Source organism: Nostoc sp. (genome assembly GCF_036917755.1).
In the GTDB taxonomy this organism is placed as follows: Bacteria; Cyanobacteriota; Cyanobacteriia; order Cyanobacteriales; family Nostocaceae; genus Nostoc.
This window is the reverse complement of sequence record NZ_JBALFC010000013.1, coordinates 15,261-31,211: the sequence shown is the minus strand read 5'-3', so window position 1 is coordinate 31,211 and position 15,951 is coordinate 15,261. Positions and strand designations below refer to the sequence as shown.

The following is a 15,951-nucleotide window of genomic DNA, read 5'->3' as shown; positions in this document are numbered from 1 at the left end:
TTTACTTTATATTGGTAAAATTTTTACATTTATTTACCGCAAAGATACGGTAATAGAGTTAACTTATGGAACCGTTGCTAGACGGGCGCTTTGCTCAGAAATAAAACTTCGCAAAGTCTCCACTTAAGATGTGGCTTTAGCAGGTTCGCAAAGTGTCGTAATTACTTCAGGAATCACCTGATTCAAGTTCCCAGCCCCCAAAAACAGCGCCAAGTCTCCTCGGCGTAGTGTTTGTAGCAGGTACTCATACACTGAGGGTAAAGTTGGTTGATAAACTACCTGCGAATGATGTTTAGCAATCTCCGCCGCTAGATGTTCACCACTAATTTGTCCTAAATTAGGTTCACCTGCACTGTAAATATCAGTCAGCACCACCAAATCAGCATGGGTAAAGGACTCGGCAAATTCTTCTAAAAAGGTCAGTGTCCGGCTATAGCGATGGGGTTGGAAGATGGCAACCACTCTTTGCCCTGGTCTTGCTTGTAAACGGGCTGCGGCGAGAGTAGCGCGAATCTCACTGGGATGATGAGCATAGTCATCAATGAAGGTAATGCCATTGACTTCACCCCGGAACTCAAAGCGGCGTCTTGCTCCTTCAAAAGTGGCGATACCTTTGGCAATTTCTCCAAATTCCAAGCCCAAGACGCGACCAACAGCCACTGCTGCTAGGGCATTGCTGAGATTGTGCCGACTGAGCAGCCGCAACTTCAACACGCCCAAAGCTTTGCCTCTTTCCCAAACTAAAGCCGTGGTGCCATCAGCGCGATAATCAATATTGGTGACGGTATAATCAGCGTCTGTATCTGAGTGTAAGCTGTAGCTGATTGTGGGTTGCAAGCGATCGCGGACTGTAGCACAGTCAATACTACCTATTAACGTTTTACAACCCTTAGCAAATGTCTGGAAGATGTCAATTACTTCTTCCAATGTATCGTAATGGTCAGGATGATCGAGTTCAATATTGGTGATGATGCCAATCTCTGGAGCGTGTTTTACCAAGGAACCATCAGATTCATCTGCTTCGGCTACCAAATATTGGCTTTGTCCTAATCGAGCATTACCTTCCCATGCATTGACTTCGCCACCTACTAAAATCGTTGGGTCTAAACCAGCTTGCAGAAGCATATAGCCAATCATACTACTGGTTGTAGTTTTGCCGTGTGTTCCTGCCACTGCAATACTGTAGTAATCGGCAATTAAGGCGGCTAGTACATCTGAACGATGTAAAATTGGACAACCTAATTCCAGCGCTGCTTTGTATTCTAAATTATTCGTGTTAATTGCTGTTGAACAAATGACTTGAGGCAGTTTTGACTTACTATCAGTAGGTAATTGTTCTTGTGAATTTAATACTACTGCATTCGCCAATACCTGAGGGCGAAAGAATTCGAGATTGCTTGCCTCTTGTCTATCAAAAATATAAGCACCGATAGATTCCAACTTGTGCGTAATGTGGTTTGCACGAAGATCCGAACCTGATACTGGAAATTGACGCTTGGCGAGAACGTATGCCAGAGCAGACATACCTATACCACCGATGCCAATGAAATGAAATGGTCTACCACTAAAATCTACAGAATTAGTCATTTATTGCTCCTCTTACACCACACCACACCATAATCACAAATGACACGCGTATCATAACAGGAATTTGATTTTTACCGTAACTGCTCCTATATGATGTTTATGTTTGATGCCCGAAGGATGTTTCCGCTCTGGCTTTCCTTGTTCAGAATGATTTTACCTTGGTTGAAGGTTTTTGCTATTTTTGAACTGTTCTTAAGATTATTCTGAAAATTTTGGCCGCATCGGGAAAGAAATTCTTGTAATGTCAAATACATATTTTTGGCTACCTTACTGGAATTGGCTACATAATACATTGTTTAGTGAAACTAATTTGAAATTGCATCAAGTCTAAGCGTGAATTGAGTACAATAGTACATTGGTAATGAAACTATTTTTCAATTGCATAAAACCCAGGCATAACTGGATGCAACAACTTGCACTTTTTGGTGGCACATTTGATCCAATTCATTGGGGACACCTGCTCGTAGGCGAGACAGCTTTGCATCAAGTATCCCTTGAAAAGGTCATTTGGGTGCCATCTCTAAATCCTCCTCACAAAGAAGCAGCTTTGTTTGAGCATCGTGTCCAAATGCTGCAATTAGGCATAAAAGATAACCCAGCGTTTACTGTCTCACTAGTGGAGGCAAATCGCTCTGGGACTTCCTATGCCATTAACACCCTGTTAGACTTATCTGCTTCTTATCCAAATACTCACTGGTACTGGATTATGGGCTTGGATGCTTTCCAAACCTTACCTCGTTGGTACCGTGGACACGAACTAGCACAAATGTGTGATTGGTTAATCGCACCCCGACTGCTAGGTGGTGAGACTATAACTCAAAGCAAATTAATCTGCAAGCAAGTGGAGGAAAAAATCAGGGAGCAGTCATATACCATTCACTGGCAACTCTTGGATATACCTTTAGTAGGAGTTTCGTCAAGTCTAATTCGCAAATTTTGCGGCGAACACCAGTCAATTCGTTATTTAGTCCCGGAATCGGTTAGATCATATATCACTAACAACAACCTCTACTCCCACAAATCTGAATAAATTATGTGTTTTTTTATTGATCTAACAGTTTATGGTTAAGAGTCCTTCCCCCCTTTGCGATATGATTGGGGTCAACGATATCAACATATAAGCATAAATACAGAGGGCAAGACACTGTGATTAGAGTTGCAATCAACGGTTTCGGGCGGATTGGACGTAACTTTGCGCGTTGTTGGGTGGGTAGAGAGAATAGTAAAATCGATCTTGTCGCTATTAATGACACGTCAGACCCTAGAACCAATGCTCACCTGCTGAAGTATGACTCAATGCTAGGCAAGATCAAGGGTGCTGAGATTAGTGCCGATGATAACTCGATCATCGTTAACGGTAAGACCATTAAGTGCGTATCCGATCGCAACCCAGAAAAATTGCCCTGGAAAGATTGGGGAATTGACCTAATTATCGAAGCAACCGGGGTGTTTACTAGCAAAGAAGGAGCGCTCAAGCATGTGAATGCTGGAGCCAAGAAAGTTCTGATTACCGCTCCTGGTAAAAACGAGGATGGCACTTTTGTGATTGGTGTGAATCATCACGATTATGACCACAACATACACCACATTATCAGTAACGCTAGCTGTACAACCAATTGCTTGGCACCGATCGCCAAGGTGTTGAACGATAAGTTCGGCATCATTAAAGGTACGATGACCACCACCCATAGTTATACAGGCGATCAGCGCTTGCTAGACGCTTCTCACCGGGATTTGCGACGGGCGAGGGCAGCAGCGATAAATATTGTACCCACTTCCACTGGTGCAGCAAAAGCCGTAGCGCTGGTAATCCCAGAGCTTAGAGGCAAGCTAAATGGCGTTGCCTTGCGTGTACCTACCCCGAACGTCTCAATGGTAGATTTCGTAGTTCAGGTTGAGAAGCGTACTATTACTGAAGAAGTTAACCAAGCTCTCAAAGATGCTGCTGAAGGTCCACTCAAAGGCATTTTGGATTATAGCGAACTAGAATTAGTATCTTCCGATTATCAAGGTCATGATGCTTCTTCGATTGTCGATGGCAACTTGACTTTTGTCTTAGGTAATGACCTAGTGAAAGTTATGGCGTGGTATGACAACGAGTGGGGTTACAGCCAACGAGTTTTGGATTTGGCGGAATTGGTAGCCGAGAAGTGGCAATAATTAGTCATTAGTCATTAGTCATTAGTCATTAGTCATTAGTCATTAGTCATTAGTCATTAGTCATTAGTCATTAGAAAAATGACAAAGGACAAAGGACTATTGACCAAAGTGTTGAAATCCCTGGCTAAGACTCAGAACTTGGTCAGGAAATTTTTTTTGTTCGTCGTGCAATAATACTGTTGTTCCGGCTGTAATCCTGCCCACGATCGCAGCACCTTCACCAAGATGTTGCACTAAGGCTGATGCTAACTCTTGTGGTAAGCACAGCACTAATTCAAAGTCTTCGCCACCGTATAGAGCATATTCTAGTACTTGCTCTGGTGTCAGCCAATGGTTAAAAGTTTTTGGTACTGGAATTTGTCTGCGTTCTAGAACAGCGCCAACACCACTAGCGCGGCAAATTTGGATAATCGCATCTGCCAAACCATCACTGCTATCCATACCAGAAATGGGCATTGGGCATTGGGCATTGGGCATTGGGCATGGGGATGCTAAGATTTTCCAGAGGATTGGTAAGACATCTAATCGTGGCTGTGGGCGTTGGTGTGCGCGGATTAGAGCCGTGCGTTCTGCATCTTTGAGGTTTTTTCCTAATTCGGGATGCAAGAGCAGTTCTAAGCCAGCTCTTGAGGCTCCATGAACACCTGTAACGACGATCGCATCTCCGACAACAGCAGCAGAACGGCGGATAATTTGACTAGGGTGAACTTGACCAAAAGCGGTAATTGCCAGAGTCGTCACAGGCGATCGCACAATATCACCCCCAACAATTGAAGTATTGTATTTTTGCAGGCATTCTGTCATTCCCTGGTATAGTCGCTCAACCCAACTCACCCTAACTTCACCGGGAAGTCCCAACCCGACGGTGATTCCCAATGGGGAAGCGCCCATTGCCGCTAAATCTGATAAATTAGCAGCAGCAGATCGCCAACCAGCATCTTCTGGGGAAGTGGTAACATCGCTAAAATGTACGCCATCAACCAGCACATCTGTAGTTACTACCAAAGATTGCTCTGGTGCAGTCACAAGAACTGCTGCATCATCCCCAATAATTTCTGGAGGACAGAAGCGCTGTAATCTTTCTAAAAGACCTTGTTCACCAATGTCTTTTACTTGTAGAGAAGATAACTCACTGTTCATTGGGCATTGGGCATTGGGCATTGGCATTGGGCATTGGGCATTGGGCATTGGCATTGGGCATTGGGCATTGGGCATTGGGCATTTCTCCCCCTGCTCCTTTATCTGTCTCATTTCCCTAGCTTTACGATTTAAGATATGGGTATCGTTTAGGAGACAGTTGGGATGGTCAGTACACCAGTAACCAGCATCACCTTTGAGGAGTACTTAACCTATGATGATGGCAGTGATTTCCATTATGAACTGGTGGATGGCAAGCTAGAGCTAATGAATCCACCGACTATTCAACATTTCCTGATTGTCGATTTTTTGGATACTGCCTTGAAAGCAGAAATCAAACGTTGTAACTCTACTTCGCTGTGTTTTCGGGAAAGTGGGGTGAGAACGGGTAGAAATAAATCTAGGTTGACTGATTTGTGTGTAGTGACACTGGAGCAAGCTAGAGAATTATTGAATGCCTCAGCAGTATTTGAGTCACCCCCGTTACTAATTATCGAGGTAGTCAGTACCAGAATCGGTGAAGCGGGATTATCGCCATAAGCGATCTGAATATGCGGCCTTAGAGGTTCCTGAATATTGGATTGTAGACCCACTGGAAGCAAAAATTTCAGTGTTACTACTGGAAGATGGATTTTATGAAGAAACAGTTTTTACAGTCAATCAGCAAATTATATCGCGGACTTTTCCCGAATTAGCGATACCTGCGGCACACTTCGTAAACGCAGTTGATCGGGTGTTCACCGCCGGGAATCTGAGTTAGGAGAGTTAGGAGCGCGTAGGGGCAATTCATGAATTGCCCCTAGGAAAGATATGGGTTCTCCGACCACACATACTTTGGCTTTATTGTCAATGGGTAAGTCATAGCAAAGATTACCAGCGATTAATACTATGCAGCATTCACACTCAAATTCACCTGCACAAGGACATCGTTGTAATCTTTATCGCCACCATTTGGTAAATCCTCAAAACCAAAGGTGTTATTCCCTAATAGGCGAATGTGATCTACTTTATCTGAGTTAGCGCCCAAGAATGGGAAGTAAACCTTCGGATCGTTGGCATCGCTATCGAGAATGGCATCGGGTCTACCATTAACAATAATAAATGGCGCAAAGATAGAACCTGGCTGGAAAGTTCCTGTGTAATTTGCTGTACCTTGTTGATTCACTGTCAAGTCAATGCCTGGAACACGCCCATGCACGGCGGCTTGGCTATAGCCAGCCTGTCCAACGAGAATATCTGCTTTACCATCGCCGTTGGTGTCAATGCCACCATTCTGATCAGCTACCTGATAAAAGCCCACATAGCTGTCGTAGGATGCTTCTCTCTTAACTGTAAAGCTAGCTGTTACCAATTGTGTCACAGTCCGTAAATCAATTACTTCGCCAACTTGGTTAACCAAGTAACGCGCTATGGCAAAGTCATAATTTGTCCCGTTATTGCTTTCTCCAGCTACGAGAATCTTGCCGTCAGGTTGTACGGTGAGACTGTAGCCAGAGTCATTATTGCTGGCAAAGTCGGTTGTTACCTTACCAGTAGTGTTAAAGCTGGTGTCGAGACTGCCATTGCTGTTGTAACGCGCTATGGCAAAGTCAAAATTTGTCCCGTTATCGCTATCTCCAGCTACGAGAATCTTACCGTCAGGTTGCACAGTGAGACTGTAGCCAGAGTCATTATTATTACTGGCAAAGTCGGTTGTTACCTTACCAGTAGTGTTAAAACTGGTGTCGAGACTACCATTGCTGTTGTAACGCGCTATGGCAAAGTCATTATTTATGCCGTTATCGCTACCTCCCGCCACGAGAATCTTGTCGTCAGGTTGTACGGTGATACTGTAGGCAGAGTCATTATTACTGGCAAAGTCGGTAGTTACCTTGCCAGTAATGTTAAAACTGGTGTCGAGACTGCCATTGCTGTTGTAACGCACTATGGCAAAGTCATTATTTATGTCGTTATCGCTACCTCCCGCCACGAGAATCTTGCCGTCAGGTTGCACGGTGATACTGTTGCCAAAGTCATTACCGTTAGTAAAGTTGGTAGTTAGCTTACCAGTAGTGTTGAAGCTGGTGTCGAGACTGCCATTACTGTTGTAACGCACTATGGCAAAGTCATAATTTGTCCCGTTATAGCTACCTCCCGCCACGAGAATCTTGCCGTCAGGTTGTACGGTGATACTGGAGCCATAGTCATTACTACTGTTAGTAAAGTCGGTTGTTATCTTGCCAGTAATGTTGAAGCTAGTGTCGAGTGTGCCATTGCTGTTGTAACGCGCTATGGCAAAGTCATTATTTGTCCTGTTATAGCTATCTCCCGCTACGAGAATCTTGCCGTCAGGTTGTACGGTGATACTGGAGCCATAGTCATTACTGTTAGTAAAGTCGGTTGTTACCTTGCCAGTAATGTTGAAGCTGGTGTCGAGTGTGCCATTGCTGTTGTAACGTACTATGGCAAAGTCACTATTTGTCCCGTTGCTACCTCCCGCCACGAGAATTTTGCCGTCAGGTTGCACGGTGATACTCTTGCCATAGTCATTATCCCTGGCAAAGTCGGTTGTTACCTTGCCAGTAGTGTTGAAACTGGTGTCAAGCATTACTACACCTAGTACTGAAGCGTAGGCTGTGATTACTTCTGGCTCAAATGCCAGAGTCGGAACAATTGCCCCCGTAGAAACCTCCAGTTCCCAGTCACCACCTAATGCAGTACTCCCCGTTAAGTCGTCAGATGCCGCTACTACTGCACCTGTTAATTCACTCAGGCGCTGTACAAATGCTTTACCTTGCTCTGTTTGCCCGACTTCGCAACCATACAAGAGCAGTTGTGCATCTGCACTCAAAACATTTGCCCAGTCCATGAGTTGCCAAGCATAACGGTTGAGGGTTTCGTGGCTGAGTTGACTGTTCCCCAGGTAGACTTGCCCTGGTGCGCCGTGAGAAACAATGTGTAGGCTGTTGATTAACCCATGAGTTGCCAACACTTGGCTAATTTGTTCAATGCCATTTTGGTCGGCATCTAAGACGATAACAGTCGTGTTGGGCAAGACACCTGCTACCAGATTTTGGTAGTTCTCAACCTGTGGGTCGATGAAAACTAGGCGAGTAGGAGGTGTGTACTTATGCAAGTCTTGAGTTGGCTCTTTTGCGATCGCGCTCAGGATGGTGTCTGACATAATTACTGTTATAGTTTTTTCTTTGCAGTCGTTGCGTGCTATATCCTGGAAATCACGTAGAAGCAGGATTTTTTTGGCATAGCAGAGAAGTAAACCATTAAACTTATATAAAAAACTAATAGTTGACTCCAGTAAATTCACTGATTTAACATTGGCTCGACAAAATTTATCCAAAGGACTTGCCTACTCTAACTCTTGCCATTTTTTAACTCGTCGAACTGATGTTAAAAAGCTTATTTTTCGTTGTCACTCTCTCTCCTACGAGGCTACGGTTTACACACACGTCTCTCTTGACGCAATTTACGGTTTGTCGAATAGCCAAAGAAACCTCACCCTGGTTCTGCGTAGCAAAACCAGGGTGAGGTTTTTGTTTTGTTTTAGGTAATTCGATGACTTATGTGTAGACCCTAGCCCTTTTAGGGGAGCAGTTGGGGGTTAGGTTTGAGAGAAAGTCGCACACGGACTGAGTTATTGACACTCTCAGGTCTGAAGACACTGAGATTCTTAGTTCATCGACGTACCTTAAAATCATCCATCCTTTCGGCAATACTTAAACCTGAAACCCGTTTATTAAACAAGGTTTCTAGTCTAATTTGGTTGACCCCAGTGGGTTTCATCTCCCTAAGCGTTAGAGAATTGTTTCTCTAGTTCCCGTATGCCCTACGGTACTTTGTTCAATCAATAAATAGTGTTGTTTACTGGTTTGGGTGCGCGTTGGCATCCTAGCTTTTATTTATCGTGGTGTTTTCGCTACCCACTATCCATTATTTTTTCCTAGCCAGTCGTTTTGGGGTTGGTTATCCATTTGAGAAGCGCGGTTATTCTACCTGTGGCATAACTATATTATTCCACGCCCCGTACCAAAAATTAATTCTGAAAGCGGTTAAAACCTTACGAGTCGCTTAATCTGGGCACTAAAGTGACTGAGCTTTACGCTTACCGGCTAGTTTGTAATTGTTCTCCCCCTGCTCTCTTCTTATGCTGCTTGCGGCTCAACCAGATTTTCTATTCCTTGAACCACTGTTGCCGATTCAATTTTGTCACCCGCCTTCAGTTTATCCAAAACTTCTTTGCCTTCGGTGAGATAGCCAAAAACGGCATAACGACCATCCAATAGGTTGCGTCCGGCGGGGGTGAGTTCTGGTTCAAACAGAAAGAAGAAAAATTGTGATGAACCACCATTCACTTCACTTTCAGGACGAGCCATCACCACTGCACCAAAGGCAGAGAAAGGTAGAACTGGCATATCAATGTAACGACCAGCTTCTTCGAGAGTAATGCCATAAGTAGGTGCTTTATCGCCCTTAACTAAGACTTCTAAGGGAATAGCGCGATATTTGCCCGTTGTTGGGTCAATGAAACCCACGTCTTTTCCAGCAGGATCTCCAGTTTGGAGAAAGTAAGATTCTTCAGAACGGGTAAATTCTAAGCCATTATAAAAACCCCTCTGTACCAAATCTACAAAATTCCCAGCAGTGACAGGGGCGCTGTAACCGTCTACTACAAGAGTCAAATCGCCTTTATTAGTTTTGAATTCTACAGTGGCACGACCTTTAAGTTGCGGCAGATTACTGTACTCAGTAGGCACTTCAAAGGGGAATTGTTTCACCATTGACTCTTCTAGCTGAGTGACGAGATTCAGCACTTTACCTCTATCTTGCAGAATTTGTTCTTTATCTTTGCTGTCCGCCAATTCTTGCAGTTTACCCACCCCAGATTTCAACTCGTTAATCCAAGCTTCGGCTTGGGGTTGGCGTTCTTCGGGAACGCTTGTTAAGATTTGGGAGGGTTTATCAAGAATGCGGGATGCTTTGCTGATGTCTTTGGAAATAGCACCCCAACGCCGATTCGCCCGCAGTTGGGCAGAAATGTCTTCTAAACTGGCTTGTAGTTCCCGCACAGGTTTGTTATCTATCGGGAGTGCATACCGCAACAGAGCGTTGCCGTCGGTAATTGCATTGCCAGCTGGCAGCGCGGCACTACTGGAGGGAGTCCACCCAGATGTAGTTATGCCTAAAAATATTGTTACCAGCAGTATTGCCATTAGGCTGTTCTTCAGCCACGATTTTAATAAGTTAAACATGGGATAACTCAAATGCAGCATTGAATTGTTGACTGGACGTAACCCATCAATAATCTTCCCACAGTATGAGTGCTGAGTGGGGAGTGGGGAGTGGGCAGTGGGGAGTGGGGGAATGAGGAGGATGAGGGAGATGAGGGAGATGAGGAAGCAGGGAGAGACAAGGGGGACAAGGAGAATAACCAATGCCCAATGCTCAATGCCCAATGCTCAATGCCCAATGCCCAATGCCCAATGCCAAATGCCAAATGACTAAATAGCTAATTACTCCGCTTGAAGGGTACAATAAATGCCGATTGTCTTCCAAAATTTGAAAGTTTCATGATCTCCAGTAACGATTTTCGACCTGGTGTTTCAATTGTCTTAGACGGGACTGTATGGCGAGTGATCGAATTCCTCCACGTTAAGCCAGGCAAAGGTTCCGCCTTTGTCAGAACCAAACTGAGAAATGTCCAAAGCGGGAGCGTGATGGAAAAAACGTTCCGAGCCGGGGAAACACTACCGCAAGCCACTCTAGAAAAAAGCACGATGCAACATACCTATAAAGAGGGCGATGAGTTTGTCTTTATGGATATGGAAACATACGAAGAAGGCAGATTGACCCGCGCACAAATTGGCGATCGCGTCAAATATCTCAAGGAAGGTATGGAAGCCGAAGTTATTCGGTGGGGCGAACAGGTGCTGGGAGTAGAATTGCCTAAGTCTGTGACTCTGGAAGTTGTACAAACAGATCCAGGTATAAAAGGTGACACTGCTACAGGTGGATCAAAGCCAGCAACTCTGGAAACTGGTGCTGTTGTGATGGTTCCTTTGTTTATCACTCAAGGAGAACGCATCCGAATTGATACTCAGGAAGATAAATATATCAGCAGGGAATAACTTTCATCTCGACTGAGATGTTTGCCTCCGATTTAAATCCCTACATAGGGATTAAATCCCTGCCACACTTAAGATGCTAATTTACGGATAGGTCGAGGTAATAAAAACTGTGCCATTGGACTTTAATGAAATCCGCCAACTACTGGCAACTATCGCCCAAACAGATATTGCAGAAGTTACGCTCAAAAGCAATGACTTTGAACTCACAGTCCGTAAGGCTGTGAGTATTAGCAATCAGATGTTGTCGGCAGGTCAAGCGACCTTGGGCGGTGTGGTAGGTTCGGGCTTGACGTCGGGTTCATCTTTGGGAAACCAGGGGGTCGCAAGTCAAGTAACGGAGGTGGCCACAGGTCGCGTGTTTGATAATGCTGGAACTGGCACACAATTACAGTTGTCAGTAAATGCCCCCTCAACCATTGACCAGAGATTAGTAGAAGTGCCTTCCCCAATGGTAGGAACGTTTTATCGCGCTCCTGCGCCGGGGGAAGCGGCATTTGTGGAAGTGGGCGATCGCATCCGCAAGGGTCAAACAGTCTGTATCATTGAGGCGATGAAGCTGATGAATGAAATCGAAGCCGAAGTCTCCGGCCAAGTGATGGAAATTCTTCTCCAAAATGGTGATGCTGTAGAATATGGTCAACCTTTGATGCGAATTAACCCTGATTAAGTATTAATGTATATATGAAGTGAGTCATCGTTAAAGAAGAATTCAGAATCCAGAATTCAGAATTCAGAATTCAGAATAAGAAAGTATAGGATTTAGACCCGCCACTCGGACTCTAATTTATACTGAATTCTGAGGACTGAACGCCAGTTGCTCCACTTGGGGAAACCCCTGTCCCCGCACTGGCTCCTCCTGAATTCTTTCTTGTTAAAACTTTCAGTCCTTGCGGGTTAATCCTGATGAAACAAACGTTGCCTTTACCACCAGAAGTGGTGCAACAAGTAGCTGAATACTTCAGCCTGTTAAGCGAGCCAATGCGCCTGCGGCTGCTACACTTATTACGGGATGAAGAAAAATGCGTGCAAGAGTTGGTAGAGGCAACACAAACTTCTCAGGCAAATGTGTCAAAACACCTGAAGGTAATGTGGCAAGCAGGCATCCTTAGCCGCCGTAGTGAAGGAACTTGCGCCTATTACCGGGTGGAAGATGAAATGATTTTTGATTTGTGTAATCGGGTTTGCGATCGCCTTGCCACAAGGTTAGAACAGCAAGCCCGTAATTTTCGTGTGTTAAATAGCAATCGTTAGGTCAGTTGTCATTTGTCCTTTGTCCTTTGTCCAAAACTAATGACTAATGACCAATGACCAATGACTAATGACTAAAGCGGATAATCTTTCTGAAACTGTTCACGAGTTAGCGGTTGTTGTAACTCTACACCCTCACCGCCTAAAACTTCCAACGGCTTGCCGTTCACGTCAATGTACACCTTGGCTTTTGGATTTAAACTTGTCGCAGTATAAACAACTTGTCCCACGCGACCCATCATTGAAGTGCTACCACCACCACTGGTAAAATCTTCAGATAAATTAACGTGAACTTCATCATTTTCCGCTTTCAACCCCAACAGTTTGGTTGCTTTGGGGATAGTTGTAGTCGTTGTTGAATCTGTCCCTGCTGTTGGGCCTGCTAACAAACTTTGGAAAGCTGCTTCTAAAGCCTGGTTGGGCTGTACAGAAGCGACTTTAACAGGCTGGGGAACCAAAGCAATATTTTTGTCCTTTGATGTGAGCCAATAAACGTTAGCAGTTTGCTCATTTGGCTGCTTAGTTGATGGCTGTGCTGGCTGAACGATTCGCGCAGAGGGATTTGACGGCGTGGGAGTATTGCTGGAGTGTGAAGTAAACCAAGCCACGCCGCCACCCACCGCTACAACAGCTGCTGAGACGGCTGCAATTACGCCTGAAGAAATACGATTAGATCCTTGTTGGTCTTTCATGTTCAAAATCTTCCTGACTGAGGGCTGATATAGTAGTTATGTGAGGAGCAGCCTGGTTAAAGACGATACTTACAAGTAGAGAGGTTCCCACAACCTGGAGGAGGCTTGATGCATCAAAATGCAATTATTTTTAATTGTGCAAGTCCCTGATACAATTTTAGAATTTTTACTTCTAGTCCGTCACCTACCAAATTATGTAAATTTTGGGGAGTGGGGAATCTGACTTTTCACTCTTATCTGAAAAACCTCACTTCTATTTCTCTCTCCTTTTAGGAGAGAGAAATAGAATTTTTCCCCTTCGCGTCGCGGGAAAGAGGTTTTTCGTGGGCTTTTCCACATGACCCGAATTGTCAGGTGGGGAATGGGAAATTTTCTACTCCCTACTCCCTTCTATTGCTTCGGTAATCCACTGTTTTAGTGTTGTTGTAACTTCATCAATGACAATTTCTTGCGATTTACGGGTGGCTCTTTCTACAACTTCGACTTTGCCATTAGCGATCGCACGTCCGGTTACAATTCTATAAGGTATGCCAATCAAGTCAGCATCTTTAAATTTGACTCCAGCACGTTCATCGCGGTCATCGAGTAGGGTTTCAATTCCCGCTTGATTGAGTTCTGTGTAAAGTTTTTGGGCGATTTCAACTTGTTGAGCATCCTTAATGTTAGGAATTGTGACGATCGCGTGGTAGGGTGCGATCGCAACTGGCCAAATAATCCCATCTTTATCATAAGATTGCTCTACGGCAGCTTGTGCCAATCGTGACACGCCTACACCAAAACAACCCATAAATAGCGGCTTTTCTTCACCCTGTTCGTTGGTATAAGTTGCTCCCATCGCTTGGGAGTATTTAGTGCCTAATTGGAAGATGTGACCTGCTTCAATTCCACGGGTGCTTGCAAGAGTTTGTTCTGGGTTATGGATGGCGCGATCGCCTGGTCTGGCTTTACGTATATCTACTACGCCGTTTGGTAAATCAAATTGCTTACCCCAATTTGCACCAACTACGTGATAACCAGCTTCATTCGCGCCTGTAACAAAGTTTTTTAAATCAACGGCTGTTTGATCCACTAAGCGCAAAAACTTGGGATGAATCTGTTTATTAGCGGTAATATACTCATCGGCGATGTCTGGCGCAATGTAGCCTAAAGGTAGAGATTTCGCTGTCCATGCTTGCTGGGCTTCTAGATTTGGTACATTCAAACTAATAATAGTTTTAGCACCATACTCAGAAGCTAGTTTGGTCAACTCATTTTGCAACTTGACTTCATTAACTTCCTGATCGCCTCGGATGCTCACCAGAACTAACACGGTTATACCATTATCATAAACTGTCTGATAAAGGACATTTTTCACTAATTGAGTGGGAGAACAGTTGAGGAGTTGACAGACCTTTTCGATAGTTTCTGTTCCAGGTGTATCGCGTTTCTCATAGCTTGTAAACCGTGAGGCTTCAATATCAATTGGTAAAGAAACAGCCTTTTCTACGTTAGCGGCGTATTTACCATCATCAGTGTAGAGAACTTCATCTTCACCAGCTTCCGCCAAAATCATAAATTCTGTGGAACCTGAACCACCAATTGCACCAGAATCAGCTTCCACTGCCCGAAAAGCTAAACCAGAACGCCGTAGGATATTGCTGTAAGCTTTATACATATCCTGGTAAGTTTCTTTGAGGCTGGCTTCATCGGCATGGAAAGAGTAGCCGTCCTTCATGATAAACTCTCGTCCGCGCATCAAACCAAAGCGGGGACGAATTTCATCGCGGAATTTGGTTTGAATTTGGTAGAGGTGTAGTGGTAGCTGGCGATAAGAGCGAATCATATCACGAGCGATCGCTGTAATTACTTCTTCATGAGTTGGGCCTAATCCTAATTGTTGATCACGGCGATCAATTAGGGAAAACATAATCCCTTCAGCTTTCGTGTAAGTGTCCCAGCGTCCCGATTCTTTCCATAAATCAGCTGGTTGTAATTGTGGCAAAAGACATTCTTGTGCGCCTGTAGCGTTCATTTCTTCCCGCACAATCTGAGAAACTTTTTGCAGTACCCGCCACATCAAAGGTAAATAAGCATAAATACCGCTACCGATGCGACGAATGTAGCCTGCACGGAGTAATAATTTATGGCTGGGAATCTCAGCATCAGCCGGATCATCCCGCAGTGTAACAAATAACATTTGTGAAAGCCGCATCGTTTATTCCCTTTCCAGAATCTCTAATTTGTTTGTGACATCTCTCCGACCTAAAGGTACAAAGCTTCTAAAAATCACTTTTTAGATTTCCTAGTTGTTCCCTTTCGACTGCGCTCAATGCGAGAAAGAGCGGGATTTCGACTTTGACCTAGATTGAGACATCTCAATCCCCGGCAAACCGTCTGCATAGGCGTTTTGGATTCCGACGTGTCCCGCCGTACTAATGAGAGCTATCCCTCTATTTCTAATTATTTGACCGCTAGCCACATCTCGATCAGTGAGATACCCACATTCACAACGATGCACCCTAACGCTCAAATCTTTCCTAACTTGGACACCACACTCAGGACACTGTTGCGAAGTCCCCTTGGCGCTAACTTCACCAAAGAATTTCCCGCGCTTCCAACACACATACTTGGTAATAGTTCGGAATTGTCCAAAACCAGCGTCAAGTATGTGTTTGCCAAGCATCCCTTTTGCAAGAGTCCGGTAATCCAGGTCTTCCATGAAGACCATATCACCAGCATCACAAAGGGCATGAGCTTGTTTAAAGTGGAAATCTTTACGCCTATTATCAATTGTGTGGTGTACTCTTGCAACAAGGATGCGCTGCTTCTCGTAATTTTTAGAGTGCTTCTTTTTTCTAGAAAGTCTGCGTTGCAGCAATTTCAGCTTGCTTTGCATAACTTTAAGAAACTTGGGCGACTTCACAAGAATTCCGTCACTGGTTGCCAAAAACTTAGTAAACTCAACGAGGTTGTCACCAACCCCGTTGGTCTTCAAAACCGTGCATGAAACTTTCACCTCACACGGC

At 44.5% G+C, this 15,951-nt stretch carries 13 protein-coding genes and 1 pseudogene; 7 read left to right on the top strand and 7 right to left on the bottom strand.

The features are described 5' to 3' along the window. Positions 1-123 precede the first annotated feature (123 nt). Complete coding sequence (gene murC, locus V7L05_RS04275) at positions 124-1,587, bottom strand: UDP-N-acetylmuramate--L-alanine ligase (RefSeq protein ID WP_335162102.1); 1,464 nt, start codon at positions 1,585-1,587, stop codon at positions 124-126. A gap of 403 nt (positions 1,588-1,990) precedes the next feature. Here murC and nadD point away from each other — a divergent pair, with 403 nt between their 5' ends. Together nadD and V7L05_RS04265 are read left to right on the top strand one after the other, a co-directional pair. Further along, positions 1,991-2,617, top strand: a complete 627-nt coding sequence (gene nadD / locus V7L05_RS04270; RefSeq protein WP_335162100.1) for a nicotinate (nicotinamide) nucleotide adenylyltransferase — start codon at positions 1,991-1,993, stop codon at positions 2,615-2,617. 116 nt (positions 2,618-2,733) lie between these two features. Next, positions 2,734-3,747: a type I glyceraldehyde-3-phosphate dehydrogenase gene (locus V7L05_RS04265; protein WP_335162098.1), complete on the top strand. Its 1,014-nt coding sequence runs from the start codon at positions 2,734-2,736 to the stop codon at positions 3,745-3,747. Between the two features lie 96 nt (positions 3,748-3,843). On the opposite strand, the gene thiL is transcribed toward V7L05_RS04265, so the two are convergent. Next, positions 3,844-4,887: a thiamine-phosphate kinase gene (gene thiL, locus V7L05_RS04260; protein WP_335162289.1), complete on the bottom strand. Its 1,044-nt coding sequence runs from the start codon at positions 4,885-4,887 to the stop codon at positions 3,844-3,846. A 162-nt stretch (positions 4,888-5,049) separates the two neighbouring features. Here thiL and V7L05_RS04255 point away from each other — a divergent pair. Continuing rightward, positions 5,050-5,644, top strand: a pseudogene (locus tag V7L05_RS04255) (Uma2 family endonuclease). Positions 5,645-5,770: 126 nt separating this feature from the next. On the opposite strand, the gene V7L05_RS04250 reads toward V7L05_RS04255, so the two are convergent. After that, the gene (locus V7L05_RS04250) at positions 5,771-8,047 is read right to left on the bottom strand and encodes a DUF4347 domain-containing protein (protein WP_335162096.1); all 2,277 of its coding nucleotides are present in this window, start codon (positions 8,045-8,047) and stop codon (positions 5,771-5,773) included. Between the two features lie 976 nt (positions 8,048-9,023). After that, on the bottom strand, positions 9,024-10,130 hold the full coding sequence (locus tag V7L05_RS04245; protein WP_335162094.1) for a peptidylprolyl isomerase: 1,107 nt from the start codon (positions 10,128-10,130) through the stop codon (positions 9,024-9,026). Between the two features lie 69 nt (positions 10,131-10,199). Here V7L05_RS04245 and V7L05_RS04240 point away from each other — a divergent pair, with 69 nt between their 5' ends. From V7L05_RS04240 to V7L05_RS04225, 4 genes are all read left to right on the top strand, one after another. Next, entirely contained in the window at positions 10,200-10,379 is a 180-nt protein-coding gene (locus V7L05_RS04240; protein ID WP_335162092.1) for a histidine kinase, read from the top strand. A gap of 69 nt (positions 10,380-10,448) precedes the next feature. Next, complete coding sequence (efp, locus tag V7L05_RS04235) at positions 10,449-11,006, top strand: elongation factor P (protein ID WP_335162090.1); 558 nt, start codon at positions 10,449-10,451, stop codon at positions 11,004-11,006. 109 nt (positions 11,007-11,115) lie between these two features. Beyond that, on the top strand, positions 11,116-11,673 hold the full coding sequence (gene accB, locus V7L05_RS04230) for an acetyl-CoA carboxylase biotin carboxyl carrier protein (RefSeq protein WP_335162088.1): 558 nt from the start codon (positions 11,116-11,118) through the stop codon (positions 11,671-11,673). A 236-nt stretch (positions 11,674-11,909) separates the two neighbouring features. Beyond that, positions 11,910-12,257: an ArsR/SmtB family transcription factor gene (locus tag V7L05_RS04225; protein ID WP_292824991.1), complete on the top strand. Its 348-nt coding sequence runs from the start codon at positions 11,910-11,912 to the stop codon at positions 12,255-12,257. Between the two features lie 71 nt (positions 12,258-12,328). On the opposite strand, the gene V7L05_RS04220 is transcribed toward V7L05_RS04225, so the two are convergent. From V7L05_RS04220 to V7L05_RS04210, 3 genes are all read right to left on the bottom strand, one after another. Further along, positions 12,329-12,946, bottom strand: coding sequence for a GerMN domain-containing protein (locus V7L05_RS04220; RefSeq protein WP_335162086.1), 618 nt, complete (start codon positions 12,944-12,946; stop codon positions 12,329-12,331). Positions 12,947-13,319: 373 nt separating this feature from the next. Then, complete coding sequence (locus tag V7L05_RS04215) at positions 13,320-15,137, bottom strand: proline--tRNA ligase (protein ID WP_335162084.1); 1,818 nt, start codon at positions 15,135-15,137, stop codon at positions 13,320-13,322. Between the two features lie 114 nt (positions 15,138-15,251). Next, positions 15,252-15,941, bottom strand: a complete 690-nt coding sequence (locus tag V7L05_RS04210) for an RNA-guided endonuclease InsQ/TnpB family protein (RefSeq protein WP_335162083.1) — start codon at positions 15,939-15,941, stop codon at positions 15,252-15,254. Positions 15,942-15,951 lie beyond the last annotated feature (10 nt).

Coding starts and splice junctions, on each gene's coding strand:
- efp (WP_335162090.1), top strand. CDS start 10,449: ATGATCTCCAGTAACGATTTTCGACCTGGTGTTTCAATTGTCTTAGAC.
- V7L05_RS04225 (WP_292824991.1), top strand. CDS start 11,910: ATGAAACAAACGTTGCCTTTACCACCAGAAGTGGTGCAACAAGTAGCT.
- V7L05_RS04245 (WP_335162094.1), bottom strand. CDS start 10,130: ATGTTTAACTTATTAAAATCGTGGCTGAAGAACAGCCTAATGGCAATA.
- V7L05_RS04250 (WP_335162096.1), bottom strand. CDS start 8,047: ATGTCAGACACCATCCTGAGCGCGATCGCAAAAGAGCCAACTCAAGAC.
- murC (WP_335162102.1), bottom strand. CDS start 1,587: ATGACTAATTCTGTAGATTTTAGTGGTAGACCATTTCATTTCATTGGC.
- thiL (WP_335162289.1), bottom strand. CDS start 4,887: ATGAACAGTGAGTTATCTTCTCTACAAGTAAAAGACATTGGTGAACAA.
- nadD (WP_335162100.1), top strand. CDS start 1,991: ATGCAACAACTTGCACTTTTTGGTGGCACATTTGATCCAATTCATTGG.
- V7L05_RS04220 (WP_335162086.1), bottom strand. CDS start 12,946: ATGAAAGACCAACAAGGATCTAATCGTATTTCTTCAGGCGTAATTGCA.
- V7L05_RS04215 (WP_335162084.1), bottom strand. CDS start 15,137: ATGCGGCTTTCACAAATGTTATTTGTTACACTGCGGGATGATCCGGCT.